General features: G+C 33.6%; 19 protein-coding genes. 14 read left to right on the top strand and 5 right to left on the bottom strand.

What is annotated here, in order from left to right; translation table 11 throughout:
- Nucleotides 1-259: 259 nt before the first annotated feature.
- The 5 genes from ACFE3K_RS02715 (at nt 260) to ACFE3K_RS02695 (ending at nt 5,760) form a co-directional block, all read left to right on the top strand.
- Nucleotides 260-709 (top strand): helix-turn-helix domain-containing protein, encoded by a 450-nt coding sequence (locus ACFE3K_RS02715; protein ID WP_375359263.1) that lies wholly within the window; start codon nt 260-262, stop codon nt 707-709.
- Nucleotides 703-1,263: an IS630 family transposase gene (locus ACFE3K_RS02710; RefSeq protein WP_375358447.1), complete on the top strand. Its 561-nt coding sequence runs from the start codon at nt 703-705 to the stop codon at nt 1,261-1,263. The genes ACFE3K_RS02715 and ACFE3K_RS02710 overlap by 7 nt, the downstream gene beginning before the upstream one ends.
- A 527-nt stretch (nt 1,264-1,790) precedes the next feature.
- Entirely contained in the window at nt 1,791-2,066 is a 276-nt protein-coding gene (locus ACFE3K_RS02705; protein ID WP_375359262.1) for an HU family DNA-binding protein, read from the top strand.
- A gap of 468 nt (nt 2,067-2,534) precedes the next feature.
- Nucleotides 2,535-3,335, top strand: coding sequence for a DNA polymerase III subunit delta' (locus ACFE3K_RS02700; protein WP_375359261.1), 801 nt, complete (start codon nt 2,535-2,537; stop codon nt 3,333-3,335).
- Nucleotides 3,336-3,666: 331 nt separating this feature from the next.
- Nucleotides 3,667-5,760, top strand: a complete 2,094-nt coding sequence (locus ACFE3K_RS02695) for a palindromic element RPE1 domain-containing protein (protein ID WP_375359260.1) — start codon at nt 3,667-3,669, stop codon at nt 5,758-5,760.
- Nucleotides 5,761-5,833: 73 nt separating this feature from the next.
- On the opposite strand, the gene ACFE3K_RS02690 is transcribed toward ACFE3K_RS02695, so the two are convergent.
- A complete protein-coding gene (locus ACFE3K_RS02690) occupies nt 5,834-6,043 on the bottom strand; it encodes a DNA cytosine methyltransferase (RefSeq protein ID WP_375359460.1) in 210 nt (69 codons plus the stop codon).
- Nucleotides 6,044-6,071: 28 nt separating this feature from the next.
- On the opposite strand from ACFE3K_RS02690, the gene ACFE3K_RS02685 reads away from it, so the two are divergent.
- A complete protein-coding gene (locus tag ACFE3K_RS02685; protein WP_375359259.1) occupies nt 6,072-6,572 on the top strand; it encodes a helix-turn-helix domain-containing protein in 501 nt (166 codons plus the stop codon).
- Nucleotides 6,566-7,126: an IS630 family transposase gene (locus tag ACFE3K_RS02680; RefSeq protein WP_375358342.1), complete on the top strand. Its 561-nt coding sequence runs from the start codon at nt 6,566-6,568 to the stop codon at nt 7,124-7,126. Before ACFE3K_RS02685 ends, ACFE3K_RS02680 begins: the two co-directional genes overlap by 7 nt.
- Here ACFE3K_RS02680 and ACFE3K_RS07640 read toward each other — a convergent pair.
- Nucleotides 7,123-7,245 carry a DNA cytosine methyltransferase gene (locus ACFE3K_RS07640; protein WP_410521673.1) on the bottom strand — a complete coding sequence of 41 codons (123 nt, stop codon included), beginning with the start codon at nt 7,243-7,245 and terminating at the stop codon, nt 7,123-7,125. The two genes, ACFE3K_RS02680 and ACFE3K_RS07640, sit on opposite strands and share 4 nt — an antisense overlap.
- A gap of 388 nt (nt 7,246-7,633) precedes the next feature.
- Between ACFE3K_RS07640 and ACFE3K_RS02670 the strand changes: the two genes are divergently transcribed.
- The 7 genes from ACFE3K_RS02670 to ACFE3K_RS02640 all read left to right on the top strand — a co-directional run bounded on the left by ACFE3K_RS02670 (nt 7,634) and on the right by ACFE3K_RS02640 (nt 12,653).
- On the top strand, nt 7,634-7,948 hold the full coding sequence (locus tag ACFE3K_RS02670; RefSeq protein WP_375359075.1) for a helix-turn-helix domain-containing protein: 315 nt from the start codon (nt 7,634-7,636) through the stop codon (nt 7,946-7,948).
- A 48-nt stretch (nt 7,949-7,996) separates the two neighbouring features.
- Nucleotides 7,997-8,557, top strand: a complete 561-nt coding sequence (locus ACFE3K_RS02665; protein ID WP_375358539.1) for an IS630 family transposase — start codon at nt 7,997-7,999, stop codon at nt 8,555-8,557.
- A gap of 425 nt (nt 8,558-8,982) precedes the next feature.
- Entirely contained in the window at nt 8,983-9,825 is an 843-nt protein-coding gene (locus ACFE3K_RS02660; protein WP_375359258.1) for a DUF2608 domain-containing protein, read from the top strand.
- The gene (locus tag ACFE3K_RS02655) at nt 9,809-10,642 is read left to right on the top strand and encodes a DUF2608 domain-containing protein (RefSeq protein ID WP_375359257.1); all 834 of its coding nucleotides are present in this window, start codon (nt 9,809-9,811) and stop codon (nt 10,640-10,642) included. The genes ACFE3K_RS02660 and ACFE3K_RS02655 overlap by 17 nt, the downstream gene beginning before the upstream one ends.
- Before the next feature lie 10 nt (nt 10,643-10,652).
- Nucleotides 10,653-11,414 carry a 3'(2'),5'-bisphosphate nucleotidase CysQ gene (locus tag ACFE3K_RS02650; RefSeq protein ID WP_375359256.1) on the top strand — a complete coding sequence of 254 codons (762 nt, stop codon included), beginning with the start codon at nt 10,653-10,655 and terminating at the stop codon, nt 11,412-11,414.
- 217 nt (nt 11,415-11,631) lie between these two features.
- A complete protein-coding gene (locus tag ACFE3K_RS02645) occupies nt 11,632-12,081 on the top strand; it encodes a helix-turn-helix domain-containing protein (RefSeq protein ID WP_375359254.1) in 450 nt (149 codons plus the stop codon).
- Complete coding sequence (locus ACFE3K_RS02640) at nt 12,075-12,653, top strand: IS630 family transposase (RefSeq protein ID WP_375359253.1); 579 nt, start codon at nt 12,075-12,077, stop codon at nt 12,651-12,653. The genes ACFE3K_RS02645 and ACFE3K_RS02640 overlap by 7 nt, the downstream gene beginning before the upstream one ends.
- A gap of 160 nt (nt 12,654-12,813) precedes the next feature.
- Here ACFE3K_RS02640 and ACFE3K_RS02635 read toward each other — a convergent pair whose 3' ends face one another.
- From ACFE3K_RS02635 to ACFE3K_RS02625, 3 genes are read right to left on the bottom strand one after another with little or no spacing between them, the layout of a single operon-like run.
- Nucleotides 12,814-13,362, bottom strand: coding sequence for a GNAT family N-acetyltransferase (locus ACFE3K_RS02635; RefSeq protein WP_375359252.1), 549 nt, complete (start codon nt 13,360-13,362; stop codon nt 12,814-12,816).
- The gene (gene queC, locus ACFE3K_RS02630; RefSeq protein WP_375359251.1) at nt 13,355-14,056 is read right to left on the bottom strand and encodes a 7-cyano-7-deazaguanine synthase QueC; all 702 of its coding nucleotides are present in this window, start codon (nt 14,054-14,056) and stop codon (nt 13,355-13,357) included. Before queC ends, ACFE3K_RS02635 begins: the two co-directional genes overlap by 8 nt.
- A 52-nt stretch (nt 14,057-14,108) precedes the next feature.
- Complete coding sequence (locus tag ACFE3K_RS02625) at nt 14,109-14,978, bottom strand: alpha/beta hydrolase (protein WP_375359250.1); 870 nt, start codon at nt 14,976-14,978, stop codon at nt 14,109-14,111.
- Nucleotides 14,979-15,426: the final 448 nt, after the last annotated feature.

Raw genomic sequence — 15,426 nt, 5'->3', positions numbered from 1 at the left:
CGGAGTCACAGACCATGACACGCTACAAGATGGAATTTACCTGAACCTAGGAGATCCATTGTATTCTTACGCAAGTGAGTACTTTAAAACAAGCTGTTAAGAGCAAGAATTAAAGGATGATACAATGGAAGTCGGACTGACTCATACTAATTACAATAATTAACACGGTGTTATAAAATGGGTTTTTAACTGATAAATAGGTACTCAAATAGCTAGGTTAATATTACCGCAAGGTTTTGAAGGTCATGATTTTATAAAAATGATGAAACATGAGCCGCATGGTCGAAATCGTATACGTTTATTGGCGATGTATCACCTTCAATTAGGCAAATCTTTTAAAGCCATATCTGAAATAGTGAAGTCACACTGGAAAACTGTGCAATCATCGCTCAGAAGATTTAGGAATCATGGTTTTGAAGGATTATTTGAATCACAAAGAAGCGGTGCCCCTAGTAAGATTAACAGTATACAAGAGTCTGCTATTTTTGATAAAATCAATACGCTCAGTGAAAGTAAAACTGGTGGGTATATAACTGGAAAGGAGCTACATATCATGTTACTTGAGGAATATGGTGCTAAATGTGCTTTAAAAACAGTATACAATACTATGCACCGCCTTGGTTTTAGCTGGATTACTTCTCGTTCAATGCATCCAAAATCAAATCAAGAGACTCAAAATAGATATAAAAAAACTTTCCAGACATGTTAACAAAATTATTAGCAAAAAATATCGATAGATGTAAAGTTGATATATGGTCTCAGGATGAAACTAGAGTTGGGCAACAAGGTATCTTAACTCGTATATGGGCTAAGCGTGGCACTAGACCCCGTAAAGTTCGGCAACAGCAATTTATTTCAACATATATTTACGGAGCTGCTTGCCATGAGACAGGAGAAGCTTGTGCATTAATTTTACCATATGCAAACACACAGGCAATGAATAAATTCTTAGAAGAGCTTTCTCGCAGTATTCAAGGCAACCGACATATAGCTTTACTAACGGATAATGCAGGTTGGCACACAGCCAAAAAACTAACTGTGCCAAGCAATATCACTTTGATACCGCTTCCGCCCTATGCACCGGAACTTAATGCAATGGAACAAGTTTGGGAATGGATTAAAAATCATTTCTTGTCTAACCAATGTTATGGTGTATATGAAGATATCGTTACTATGGCTTGTTACGCTTGGAATCAACTTGCTCATAATGTAGATTTAGTAAAATCAATTATGTATAGAGATTGGATAAATACACCGTGTTAATTATTACAATTAGTATAACACCAAATGTAAATACAAATCCCAAACTGTATCTTTTATACTATCATCAAATAGTTGTTTAAATTGTACATATTCAGCCTTTGCTGTCACCTCTTTATCTGATTGATAATTCTCACAAACTGTTGCAATATCAATTTGATACTTATTACTTAAATATGTGTTAATTATTGCAATTGGTATAAGAAACTAACTTGATGTAAAATAGATACAATTTTATTGAAATTAGATTATAAAATAATATATTCAAAAGTTCTAAAGAAGTCTCAGTTGTAGTCAATTTAGTGTTTGCTATAATCTAGCCAACGAGATATAACAAATCTTGCTGGTATGTTAGTATATATTCTTCTGCTTTGAAGAATTGTTTTTTTAATAGCAAGGACGAACGTAACAACGTATCTTATGTACGCCCCGCTTGTTCTTCATTTTCAAATCCAATTCTCTAAATCATTTGAGTATACTAAATACATTAATGTCTGAAATGTTAACAATTTATTTGGAGAGTTGAGCATATGAATAAAGGAGAATTAGTAGCATTAATGGCTGAAGTAGGTCATTCAAAAAGTGATGCAGAAAAGGCCCTTACTTGGGTTGTAGACAGTGTACTTAAAGCACTTAGTCGTGGTGAGGACGTTAACCTAGTGGGGTTTGGTTCTTTCCATATACAAAGTAGAGCTGCACGTGAAGGTCGTAATCCAAAAACTGGTGAGAAAATGCATATTGCTGCCTATAAACAACCAGTCTTTAGAGCCGGTAAGAAAATGAAGGAAGCTTGTAATAATTCGTAAGTTCGTATTTTACTTAGAACCTGCTTCTGTAAAATGTTATAGTTTTACCAAGGGTGCAAGTTTAAGTAACCTGAGTTTAATACAACAAAGCTAGTGTCATCCCTGCCTAGGTAGGGATTGCCATCGCTTTTGCCATACAAGTATCATTACTTACGTTGGCATTTCTGGGTCACAACTGTCAAAAGTTTGAAAGTAGAGCGGGTTTTAGGCAGGGCAGTTTAAAAGTTGTATATGGTCAAGGTCATTGCGAGAAGACCGTAAGTCGACGAAGCGATCCATAAAAGTAACCAAAAATGGATTGCTTCGTCGGCTTATACCTCCTCGCAATGACCTTGGTTATTTTTCTGTAACTTTTAAACTGCCATTATGACTTCTAAAACCGCTTCCTCTTCTAACTTTCGACAGCTGTGGTTTCTGACCCATGTGGGCAAAGCCTAGAAACCTATTTTTTATTATACCATTAGCAGAATGATCCAAGAATATCTTGAATGTAGATTCAAACAGGCTAGGCTTTATAATAGTTGGTTGATTGATGTTGATGATACCGCAAAAGCTTTAGAAGATTTGCTTATATTTATAGAAAGCAGTTTGATTGTAGATAAAATTCAATTAACAAATCATCCAGATTATCGTTTAGTAGCTAGGGATAATTCTGTGACGAGCAGTGTCAAAGACATATCTATTGACCAAATTAGAGATTTACAGCAATTTTTTTATAGAACATCATCAATATCTAAATATAGAGTAGCTGTTATTTATCAAGCAGATCTAATGAATCTCAATGCAGCAAGTTCCTGTCTTAAACTTTTAGAAGATACGCCAAAGGATAGTTTTATTTTCTTGATTACCTCAAGGGTTGCCGGAATAATAAGTACTATAAGATCTAGATGTGCTAAAATTAACATAAAATCACAAAATCGCTTAGTGGGAAGCGATATATATGTTAAATTTACGACGTACATTGCTAACTATGCAAATCCTAAAGTGAAGTTAGATCTTATCGAAGAATTTACCAGTAAAAACAAGGAATTATGGGGAGATTTTGCTTGTAGCATGCTATATCTAGTTAATAGAATTACTAAAAAATCTCTCAATATCAATATTGAATTCAATGAATTAGAGAATAAAATATTTAATCAATTGCGTTCTAATTCCCCTGATTATTTGATAACAAAATTTGCAAATATCAAACGAATAATAAATAACACCATAGATTATGACCTAGATCTAAGGGCTAATACCATAGCATTAATAGAAGAGTTATGGTAATTTTGTCGTCGGAATTTGTTTCCGTTCTTATTCAATGTCATTCCCGTGAAGGTTTTGCCCGCGTGGATCACTAGTATGTCATTCCTGCTTCGGTGAGGAATCTAAAAAAATAGCCTATAGTAAACTACTTTCGCAGGGGGTGATGACATCCTTAATAGTTAATACTACTATATATTCCAACTCTTGATTGTGACTTTGAAACTGCTCTGAGAAGCAGAAGATATATTTTTATCTTGCATTGTTTGAATAAGTATGTTATAATCCGTCGCAATCGTAATATCCGTTTGATACGGAGGTAAGTTTTTTTAATTTTATAGAAAAATATAAGAACATGTCCCAAGATATTTTAACAGTAAATACAGTTACACTTGTTCAGGAAGCTTTTCCTTTAACAAAGGAAGTAGATAACACAGAATCTTCAAGCGAATTAGGTGTATCTAAAACGCCACAACAAGTGGATGATATTATTAGTAAGCTGAGGGAAAATAGTTTGCATGTTTTTGAGAAATATTTACGTAAAGAGTTTTTTAGCACAGTAGCTGGCAATCAAGGTGAAGTTGATATAACAAAGGATATTTTTCAGATAATGTGTCACTCATTATTATATAATGAGCAGAAAGGTGCACTAAGTCTATTTATGACGATAAAAGATATAAAGAAAAGACTTGATGAAATAGAGACAACATCAGAGGGTGCAAAAAAAATTAATAAGTTTAAAGAGGAAATTGAGCAATATAGAGCAGATGTAATTAAAAAATTATCAACTAATGAAGGAATCGCAGATATTATTACTGGACGTTTACAAGATGATCTTGTTAGTATGATAGTTTTAAGAGACTCGAATGAAGAGGCTAGATTTAGTACAAAAGATATTGCTTCGGAAGTTACGAAATATATAACAATCCCTGATAAAGTGCAAACTTATATGTTAAAAAATGGTTATGGTGTGTCTCCATCTTTTAAGACAGTCATTAATAGAACCGGACTTAAGCATTTTGCAGTAGAAATAAACCAAGGCAAAAAGGGGGGAGAGTGGGGTTATTTTGAACAGGAGAAGTTCACTTCAAAGAATATTCATAAATTTGCTGATTCTGTGAATAGTATTGTTACCTCTATGGAAATAATATTATTATCAATTCAGAAGTTAAAAATAACCAAAACAACACAAAGTAAAAAACTGATAGCTAAATTATTGCCAGTATTAGCTGATTTTAATGATACATATTTAGAGAACAATAAAGATAAAATTGTAGTACAACTTACTGCAAATCTTACTAGGAAGTATAGTAAATGGGTCGATACTTCTACTAAAAAGTTAGAAAAGATATCTAAAAGAATAACTGAATCATATAATAAGGAAAAAGGGATTTATATTAAAGAAGAAAATACGGATTCTATAGATATTCATGATGAGTCAAGTGATATATCAATAACTTTCCTTGAAGCAATGGAGTCTCAAGATGAAGACCATATTACAGATATTGATGAGCCAATAAATCAACTAGATTATGATATAGAACAGCAACCTGTGCCTACTGAGATATTTCATGTAGTAGAAAATTATGAAGAAACGATAGAAGAAGAAAAGATAGAGTCTATTACTGATGTTGAGGAGCTAAAAAATATAACAATAACTTATCCTGCAACAAGAGAGTTTCAAATGGACATAGCTACTGATCAATTAAGTTGTGATTTAGAAGCGGTAGGACAACATGATGTAGAACAGCAATCTAGCCCTATGCAAGAATCCCTAACTGAGTTTCAAGATTGTAATGATCAACAAGAAAAAACTAGCTCTATTAATATAGCAAGCGATAATCTTGATAATACAGAGGTAACAGTTTTAAATGAACAACATACTGTTGATAGTAATCAATCTGATATATCACCAAATGATAGAGGTTGTGATGTAGCTACAGAAGCATCTTATATAAATAGTACTGAAGCTACTACAGTGATTGATAGCACTAAATCTGAGATTGAGTCTTTAGAAGCTAATAATAGACCTCTTTCGAAACTCGCTTATGCTGAGGGATTTGAAGGAGACGCTTCACCTCGAACCGCAGCGTACTCGAATGTACGTGAGGATTCGAGTACCGCATCAACGTACAAATCACCAGCAGAAGTAGAGTTTCGAAAGAGGTCTATTATAGAATTAGTAGAAAGCCCCATGGTTATAAGTCACATTTCTAGTTGGAATATATGGGCTATGTGGACTGCAGTTAAATCATATATTAGTAGTACATTACATGAAATTAGTGATACCGTACTAACTTCTATAAAGCAGTGGGATCATCATCACTATGGAAGTTATGACTTAGGTCATCCTTATAAAAGTCATGGTCTAGGAGAAGAGGCAAGCCTAATAGGGGAGAATCCAGCCTTATTAGAAAGTGTTAAATATTTCAGCAATCTTGTAATTTAAAGACTATATAGCTAACTGTAGTTACTACACAGAGCTGTCATTCTAAGCAATGGCGGGAATCTAAAAAAATAGCCTAAAAGACTATTAAACATTTTGAAACCCTAGCTATACTAAATGTTTGACACGGGAATCCTGCACATAAAATATCGTGAGGGGGTACATTTTGTTCGTGTACTTGTGTTATATCACCATCAATTTTATGATCACAGCTAAAATTAGCTCTATATGTTTTTAATGCGGATGTATCATACCAATTGCAATAATTAACGCAGTGGTCTAAGATGGGTTTTTAACTGATAAAAGGTACTCAAATGGCTAGGTTAATATTACCACAAGGTTTTCATGGTCATGATTTTATAAAAATGATGAAACATGAGCCGCATGGTCGAAATCGTATACGTTTATTGGCGATGTATCACCTTCAATTAGGCAAATCTTTTAAAGCCATATCTGAAATAGTGAAGTCACACTGGAAAACTGTGCAATCATCGCTCAGAAGATTTAGGAATCATGGTTTTGAAGGATTATTTGAATCACAAAGAAGCGGTGCCCCTAGGAAGATTAACACTATACAAGAATCTGCTCTTTTTGATAAAATCAATACGCTCAGTAAAAGTAAAACTGGTGGGTATATAACTGGAAAAGAGCTACATATCATGTTAGTTGAGGAATATGGTGCTAAATGTGCTTTAAAAACAGTCTACAATACTATGCACCGCCTTGGTTTTAGCTGGATTACTTCTCGTTCAATGCATCCAAAATCAAATCAAGAGACTCAAAATAGATATAAAAAAACTTTCCAGACATATTAACAAAATTATTAGCAAAAAATATCGATAGATGTAAAGTTGATATATGGTCTCAGGATGAAACTAGAGTTGGGCAACAAGGTAGCTTAACTCGTATATGGGCTAAGCGTGGCACTAGACCCCGTAAAGTTCGGCAACAGCAATTTATTTCAACATATATTTACGGAGCTGCTTGCCATGAGACAGGAGAAGCTTGTGCATTAATTTTACCATATGCAAACACACAGGCAATGAATAAATTCTTAGAAGAGCTTTCTCGCAGTATTCAAGGCAACCGACATATAGCTTTACTAACGGATAATGCAGGTTGGCACACAGCCAAAAAACTAACTGTGCCAAGCAATATCACTTTGATACCGCTTCCGCCCTATGCACCGGAACTTAATGCAATGGAACAAGTTTGGGAATGGATTAAAAATCATTTCTTGTCTAACCAATGTTATGGTGTATATGAAGATATCGTTACTATGGCTTGTTACGCTTGGAATCAACTTGCTCATAATGTAGATTTAGTAAAATCAATTATGTATAGAGATTGGATAAATACACCGTGTTAATTATTGCAATTGGTATCAATCTCGCTAGTGTAAACGCAGTTACCACCAACAGACTCAAATGATCTTCTTACACCACCAATCCCAGCAAATAAATCAATAAAAGTAAAGTTATTATACATAAACCTCATTATAATGCAATTAACCACAATATTACAAATATATTCAATAGATATCTTTCGAAATTCTACTTCTGCTGGTAATTTATTTGTGCTACCGGTACTCTGCTTTTCACGTGCATCATAGTCCGCTGCGGGCTGAGGTTTCGTGGTTTCTTTAAATTCCTCAGCATAAGCAAGTTTGCTAAAGATATCTATTATTCATAGATATATCAAGCGTATTTTTTGCAACATCTATTCCCATAAATATCTTGCTTTTTTTAGTCATTTGCTTTACACTAACTGCAATAATGAACACGGTGTTAAAAAATGGGTTTTTAACTGATAAATAGGTACTCAAATAGCTAGGTTAATATTACCGCAAGGTTTTGAAGGTCATGATTTTATAAAAATGATGAAACATGAGCCGCATGGTCGAAATCGTATACGTTTATTGGCGATGTATCACCTTCAATTAGGCAAATCTTTTAAAGCCATATCTGAAATAGTGAAGTCACACTGGAAAACCGTGCAATCATGGCTCAGAAGATTTAGGCATCATGGTTTTGAAGGATTATTTGAATCACAAAGAAGCGGTGCCCCTAGGAAGATTAACAGTATACAAGAGTCTGCTATTTTTGATAAAATCAATACGCTCAGTGAAAGTAAAACTGGTGGGTATATAACTGGAAAGGAGCTACATATCATGTTATACCAATTGCAATAATTAACACCGTGTTAATTATTGCAATTAGTATAAAAAAACTTTCCAGACATGTTAACAAAATTATTACCAAAAAATATCGATAGATGTAAAGTTGATATATGGTCTCAGGATGAAACTAGAGTTGGGCAACAAGGTATCTTAACTCGTATATGGGCTAAGCGTGGCACTAGACCCCGTAAAGTTCGGCAACAGCAATTTATTTCAACATATATTTACGGAGCTGCTTGCCATGAGACAGGAGAAGCTTGTGCATTAATTTTACCATATGCAAACACACAGGCAATGAATAAATTCTTAGAAGAGCTTTCTCGCAGTATTCAAGGCAACCGACATATAGCTTTACTAACGGATAATGCAGGTTGGCACACAGCCAAAAAACTAACTGTGCCAAGCAATATCACTTTGATACCGCTTCCGCCCTATGCACCGGAACTTAATGCAATGGAACAAGTTTGGGAATGGATTAAAAATCATTTCTTGTCTAACCAATGTTATGGTGTATATGAAGATATCGTTACTATGGCTTGTTACGCTTGGAATCAACTTGCTCATAATGTAGATTTAGTAAAATCAATTATGTATAGAGATTGGATAAATACACCGTGTTAATTATTACAATTGGTATTACCTATAATTAGTGGTTGTTTTGCAAAGTTTTGATACATGATTATAAATTCGATCTCTAAAGGATTCTGCTACCGTTTGTATCATACTTTGTAATTCAAGGGAGGAGGTCATCAAGATACCTTCGGTCTTTAAGGACCTATCTAATTTAAACTGTGTCACTCTTTCCTGACCATATTAACTCCATAAAGAGCTAATATTCAAGATACAATCCAAAAAATAACCTGCAAAGGTCGTTAGATAATATGGATTCCTCTACCTAAGCGGGAATGACATTGAGTTAGATTACCTGCGTATGACATAAAACGATGTAGACCAACTACTTTTGTTATAAACAAAAAATAAGAGTAATTTCTATGCTAATTAGAAAAATTAAATTTAAAACATATAAACTCCTCTCTTACATAATATTGTTACTACCTTTAATAGCAAATGGTAAGATTATTGATGTTAATAGTTTAGCCCAAATAAATAAGGACTACGAAGAATTATGCAATAATTATTCCCCTAAAGATATCTTAGTGGTTTTGGGTAGAGAAAAAGTTATATTCAAATCATTTCTCCCTCCAATTATCCAATTAAATAAAAATGAATTATCTAAGCTACATGAAATATTCAAAGCAGTTAGACCCTCAAAGGATGCTTATTTTGATACAATACTGCTGACAGAGTATAAAAATGAGTTATTAGATGTCAATTTGCCTAATTTTATAAAGAATATAATGGATAAAGGTAGCCCCGTAATTGTGAGTGATCATGGTTTAACTGGTAACTTTAACAATATAAAGAAGCTAGAAATATGGGAGGCTGAGTATTTAAAGAAATTTAATATTGATTTGTCCAACAGTTTCCCACAACATAATTATCTTATTTTTAATAATATGAAGCCTTTTGATAATACTTATCCGACATTTTATCAGGGTATATTAAGTAGTAATAATAATGCTTTATTTCAGTTGATATTAAATTTTTTAATAGAAGTGAAGTTTATGGCAAAAGTTTTAATAATGGTTGATGGAAATTCCAGTGAGTTGACTGCAATGGAAAGTCAACTAAGAAATTATGACGATAATGTGATGTTTATTGGCTATAATTATAAATTATCTGACCAAAAAGAATCAATATTCAATTCTCGTGATTTAAAAAAATCACTTAATGAATTGGTTAATAAGGTAAATGCAGTAAAGAGAAGCAATGGCAAAATCACAGTTAAGAATCAAGAGAGTGTAAATCCGTATGATAATAAAAAATAACTTTTTATTAAAATTATTGTTAATTTTTATTATGTTACCATGTACAGCTTATGCAATAATTATTCCCACTTATTCTATAGATTCTGTTACGGTAAAAAATTTACTTGAAAAAATTGATGCATTTAGCTTAGTGCTAATCAATATTGATGATACAATAGTTACGCCTAAGTCTAAGATGTTTCGTTATGCTAATCCTTATAGAGGGTTTGTTGAAGAGCTGGCAAGTTTGGCAAAATATCATCCTAATGTGGATGAGATAATTGCTAAGTTGCTATTGCAAAGACAAGTTATGTTAGTAGAAGCTAGTTGGCCAAAATTTATTGATAAATTGAAAAGTTCAGGGGCTTTGGTTTTTGGGTTTACTAAAATTAACCCAGCATGTAGACTGATTAAAAATTATGAGGAATGGCAATATGAGCAGCTAAGTAGACTCGGTATTAAATTTACTGATAAAATTAATAATAAAGAAATATTAAAATTTGATGAAACTGATAAAAGGTCACCAATTTTTCATAAAGGTATAATATTTACCGACTATCTAAATAAAGCTCAGGCACTACATGAGTTTATGAGTATCACAAATATTTTACCTAATAACATTATAATCTTTGAGAATAGAAAAAGTGAATTAGATAACATAGATAATTTTCTAAGAACAATTGATCTAGATTGTTATGGGGTAGAATATTTAGCCGTTACAGAATTACAAGGCACTCCACAGGAGGATATAGTAAAATTTCAACAGGAAATATTATTAAAAACAGGAAAGTGGTTAGAAGATGATGAGGCTAAACAATTTATAACAAATAGCAAATGATGAATAATAAATGATGCTTAATTTAATTAAGTCTTTAAAAAGTTTAATTACTGAAGCTGGTGGGATTGCTTTAATTAGAAGAGATTTAGGGTTAATAGTTTCTTATAAAGATGATAATTCTCCCGTGACAAATGCTGATAAGGAAATTAGTAGCTTTATATATCATGGTTTAAAGAACCTAGCACCTAATATTCCTGTAGTTTGTGAAGAAAGAGATATAATTGCTCTGAATGACAATCAATGTTGGTTGATTGATCCGATTGATGGTACCAAAAGTTATATAAAAGGTGAGGATACGTATACAGTAAATATTGCATTGATAAAAAATGGTATGCCTATTATTGGTTTTATCTATCAACCATCTGTGCAGAAATTATATTATACAGATGCTAATAATGCTTTAAGAATTGAACAAAATGGCGTAGAAACAAACTTCGATGCCTTACCTAAAACTCATTATAGGGCTGTTGTTAGCTCACGTTCGTCAAATTCAGATATCAAGGAATTCCTAAAGAAACATCTAATTACTGAAATAGTTACCATACCAAGTTCAATTAAATTATGTTTAGTAGCAGAAGGGAAAGCGGATATTTATCCCAAGTTTGGTCCAACTATGGAATGGGATATTGCAGCGGGACATGCGTTAATTAAAGCTAGTGGTGGAAATATTGTGGATATAGATGGAAATGAATTAGTGTATCAAAAGAAGAACTTCCAAAATCCTCATTTCTATGCTTATAGTCGATATTTCCCTATCTTTACTTCATTTTGATATTGATTTATAACCTCAAGTATTGATGTAATAAATTAATAGTAGGCTCAAGTAATCATCGCCATTAGGGGGTATGTCACCCCTACGTAGGCAGGGGGCTAATACTAATTGCAATAATTAACACGGTGTTATAAAATGGGTTTTTAACTGATAAATAGGTACTCAAATAGCTAGGTTAATATTACCGCAAGGTTTTGAAGGTCATGATTTTATAAAAATGATGACACATGAGCCGCATGGTCGAAATCGTATACGTTTATTGGCGATGTATCACCTTCAATTAGGCAAATCTTTTAAAGCCATATCTGAAATAGTGAAGTCACACTGGAAAACTGTGCAATCATCGCTCAGAAGATTTAGGAATCATGGTTTTGAAGGATTATTTGAATCACAAAGAAGCGGTGCCCCTAGGAAGATTAACAGTATACAAGAGTCTGCTATTTTTGATAAAATCAATACGCTCAGTGAAAGTAAAACTGGTGGGTATATAACTGGAAAGGAGCTACATATCATGTTAGTTGAGGAATATGGTGCTAAATGTGCTTTAAAAACAGTCTACAATACTATGCACCGCCTTGGTTTTAGCTGGATTACTTCTCGTTCAATGCATCCAAAATCAAATCAAGAGACTCAAAATAGATATAAAAAAACTTTCCAGACATGTTAACAAAATTATTAGCAAAAAATATCGATAGATGTAAAGTTGATATATGGTCTCAGGATGAAACTAGAGTTGGGCAACAAGGTAGCTTAACTCGTATATGGGCTAAGCGTGGCACTAGACCCCGTAAAGTTCGGCAACAGCAATTTATTTCAACATATATTTACGGAGCTGCTTGCCATGAGACAGGAGAAGCTTGTGCATTAATTTTACCATATGCAAACACACAGGCAATGAATAAATTCTTAGAAGAGCTTTCTCGCAGTATTCAAGGCAACCGACATATGGCTTTACTAATGGATAATGCAGGTTGGCACACAGCCAAAAAACTAACTGTGCCAAGCAATATCACTTTGATACCGCTTCCGCCCTATGCACCGGAACTTAATGCAATGGAACAAGTTTGGGAATGGATTAAAAATCATTTCTTGTCTAACCAATGTTATGGTGTATATGAAGATATCGTTACTATGGCTTGTTACGCTTGGAATCAACTTGCTCATAATGTAGATTTAGTAAAATCAATTATGTATAGAGATTGGATAAATACACCGTGTTCATTATTGCAATTGGTATAAAATAACTCAACACAAGCTATCTTGGTCATTTTTCTAGATTCCTCTGCCGCCCTTTTACGCAGGGGAATGACATAACGCTTGCAAGGACGACACCGTAGGCTATTAAACCGATGTCTTACATCAAACTGATTTGTTTTAGGTTAAAAATTTTTACAGAAACCTAAAGCACTCTAGCGTAAATATAATAATCCCTATGTACTCCTTGAACAATTTCATATTTCTTAAGCAAACCCTCTTTGACAAAATTACATCGTTCTAAAACATTAATTGAACGTAAATTGTCATTTATTACAGTAGCTTGGGTTCGCACAATGCCAGCATATTCTATAAATCTTAAAATAGCTTTGATTGATTTTAGCATAATTCCTTTACCCCAAAATGCAGGATCAAGATCGTAGCTTATTTCTGCTTTGAGGTGCATTGTAGAAACAGTATTAAACCCAGCCGTGCCTATAAGTTTATTATTATCTTTAAGGGAAACACCCCAGTAAAACCCTCTTTGGTGATGAAATAAGCTAGACCAATATTTTAGTTCATCAGCAGCTTGTGGAATAGTTGATGGAATGTTGTTATCTGTCAAGAAAGGACTCATCTCTAATTTATTCATATAACCAAAATAGTCTTCTGAATCATCACTAGTTAATTCTCTCAGTACTATGTTGTCTAGGTCTAACATAGGAAATTGATGATATATAAAACTATTAAGCATGTGTAGAAGCGATTTTATAATTAATTGGGTCAATTGTATTATTTTCTTCAAAGGCCTTAAGTCTAAGTAAGCAGGCATGACACGTTCCACAAGATGACCCATTATCTAATGGGTCATAACAAGAAATTGTTTTGGAGTAATCTACTCCTAATTCTAGACCAGTTTTGATAATTTGCCCTTTTGTCATATTTATTAAGGGAGCATGAATGGTAATTCGTGTACCCAATACTCCTACCGCAGTTGCAAGATTAGCAAGCTTCTCAAAAGCGTCTAGGTACTCTGGACGGCAATCTGGGTAATTAGCATAATCAGTTGCGTGTACCCCCATAAAAATATCAAAGGCTCCTATTATTTCACTAAATCCCAAAGCATAACTTAAAAATATAGTATTACGTGCTGGTACATAAGTGATTGGTATATTATCCCCTAAATCACTATGATCTTTATATTTTGGTACTTCTATGGCATCATCAGTAAGAGCTGATCCGCCAAAGCTACGTAAATCAATATTTACAATTTTATGTTGTTTGATATTATAGTTCTTAACTAACTCTTTAACTTTCTCAAGTTCAATATTATTATGTTGAGAATAGTTAAAACTTATGGCATGAATTTCGTAATTCATTTTTTCTATCATTGCTAGTACTGTAGCTGAATCTGCACCGCCACTAACTAAAACTACTGCCTTCTGCATAAAAATCTCCTATAAGTAAGCTTAATTCTTATATCGAATTGGCTTTGTTATTTTACGTCCCAATTTTCTTGTTATACCCACAGGTAAGATTAATTTTTAACACCTCCTGCCACACCTTATCCCAGCCTTTGGTATGAGTAATATTGGGGAAAATCTTTTGCTGTGTACAATCTAAAGGACTAGTTTTTATATAGCCCTGCATAATTTTGCTCGGTACTATTGCATCCTTGCTTCCTGAAAGATGTAATTGCGGAATATTGCTAATTTTTATTGCATAATCTATGGGATTTAGTGACTCCTTTAACGCATATATCCCATGATGTTTACTGAAATTCTCAATATCAAGATTACCAGCTATAGTTATTATATCTTTAATATGCTTATTTCTTGCTGCCACCAAGATAGCAACTCCACCACCACCAGAAAAACCAACCAAACTAGCTGGATTACCATTATTTATACTATTTATTACTATATTTGTTGATTCTATCACCTCTTCAGCCATTCTTTTGTCTGTCCAATAGGCTTGATTACAGTTTGGATTAAGCTCCACTGGTGTATATTGGCATGGACGAGCTATATAAACTATATTAGGTCTAGTATCAAGGGTAGCAAGCTTAAATAACATAACCTTGGAAGGGGTTGGATTGTCTGCAATGGCATAGCGTCCTATACTAATACTCCCATCACCTTCAATATAAAACACATAAGGACTATCTTTATCTGAAACACGTTGGTAAGTTGTAATGACAAAATCCCCTGCCTTAACAAGTTTCTTCTCAAACTTGTTTATTGAAGCCACCTTTTCTGCTTCCTTAACCCTTGTCTCTATAGACGAAGCACAAGAAGAAAGCAGAAGAGGGATAAAAAGTAGAGCAATTCTAGGCTTAGTGACTATGTTAACAAGATTAGCCACAGACAAACCTAGTTCATAAAAAGCATTTGTGCAGATTGATGTAACATCAAAAAATGTCAACATTTTCCTTATATCCTTTACTCAGGGTAATTTAAAAGTCACAATTAGTAGTTGTTATAGATATAAGCTCAACTACCAACGATGTCATTCTTAGCAACGGCGGGAATGACATCGAGTGCATTTAAGCACTTCTTCCTTTCTCTATTAGACCTGCAGCCCTACTTTTAAATTACCCTGCTTACTATCCCTCTAAATTTGCTACTACTCCAACAAGAGGAGGGGCGTCATTATTTTCCCCTACTGGTTAAGTGCACAATTAGGCAGTAATAGTCCGACTATTTCCGATAGTGCTTGCAAACTATAATTACAAGAGTATGCATCAAATACAGTAAAGGTAGTATGTGCTGCAGCTACTTGTTGTAACATGTCACAACTTATGTCATTGCCATAACTA

It is taken from the genome of Candidatus Tisiphia endosymbiont of Neophilaenus lineatus (assembly GCF_964264975.1).
Classification (GTDB): domain Bacteria; phylum Pseudomonadota; class Alphaproteobacteria; order Rickettsiales; family Rickettsiaceae; genus Tisiphia.
This window is presented reverse-complemented; position numbering and strand designations above follow the sequence as displayed.

Excerpts from the sequence above, each read along its gene's own strand:
- ACFE3K_RS02705 (WP_375359262.1), top strand. The coding sequence starts at position 1,791 with ATGAATAAAGGAGAATTAGTAGCATTAATGGCTGAAGTAGGTCATTCA.
- ACFE3K_RS02635 (WP_375359252.1), bottom strand. The coding sequence starts at position 13,362 with ATGCTTAATAGTTTTATATATCATCAATTTCCTATGTTAGACCTAGAC.
- ACFE3K_RS02670 (WP_375359075.1), top strand. The coding sequence starts at position 7,634 with ATGATGAAACATGAGCCGCATGGTCGAAATCGTATACGTTTATTGGCG.
- ACFE3K_RS02715 (WP_375359263.1), top strand. The coding sequence starts at position 260 with ATGATGAAACATGAGCCGCATGGTCGAAATCGTATACGTTTATTGGCG.
- ACFE3K_RS02650 (WP_375359256.1), top strand. The coding sequence starts at position 10,653 with ATGATGCTTAATTTAATTAAGTCTTTAAAAAGTTTAATTACTGAAGCT.
- ACFE3K_RS02700 (WP_375359261.1), top strand. The coding sequence starts at position 2,535 with ATGATCCAAGAATATCTTGAATGTAGATTCAAACAGGCTAGGCTTTAT.
- ACFE3K_RS02685 (WP_375359259.1), top strand. The coding sequence starts at position 6,072 with ATGGCTAGGTTAATATTACCACAAGGTTTTCATGGTCATGATTTTATA.
- ACFE3K_RS02710 (WP_375358447.1), top strand. The coding sequence starts at position 703 with ATGTTAACAAAATTATTAGCAAAAAATATCGATAGATGTAAAGTTGAT.
- ACFE3K_RS02695 (WP_375359260.1), top strand. The coding sequence starts at position 3,667 with ATGTCCCAAGATATTTTAACAGTAAATACAGTTACACTTGTTCAGGAA.
- ACFE3K_RS02665 (WP_375358539.1), top strand. The coding sequence starts at position 7,997 with ATGTTAACAAAATTATTACCAAAAAATATCGATAGATGTAAAGTTGAT.
- ACFE3K_RS02655 (WP_375359257.1), top strand. The coding sequence starts at position 9,809 with ATGATAATAAAAAATAACTTTTTATTAAAATTATTGTTAATTTTTATT.
- ACFE3K_RS02645 (WP_375359254.1), top strand. The coding sequence starts at position 11,632 with ATGATGACACATGAGCCGCATGGTCGAAATCGTATACGTTTATTGGCG.
- ACFE3K_RS07640 (WP_410521673.1), bottom strand. The coding sequence starts at position 7,245 with ATGTATAATAACTTTACTTTTATTGATTTATTTGCTGGGATTGGTGGT.
- queC (WP_375359251.1), bottom strand. The coding sequence starts at position 14,056 with ATGCAGAAGGCAGTAGTTTTAGTTAGTGGCGGTGCAGATTCAGCTACA.
- ACFE3K_RS02640 (WP_375359253.1), top strand. The coding sequence starts at position 12,075 with ATGTTAACAAAATTATTAGCAAAAAATATCGATAGATGTAAAGTTGAT.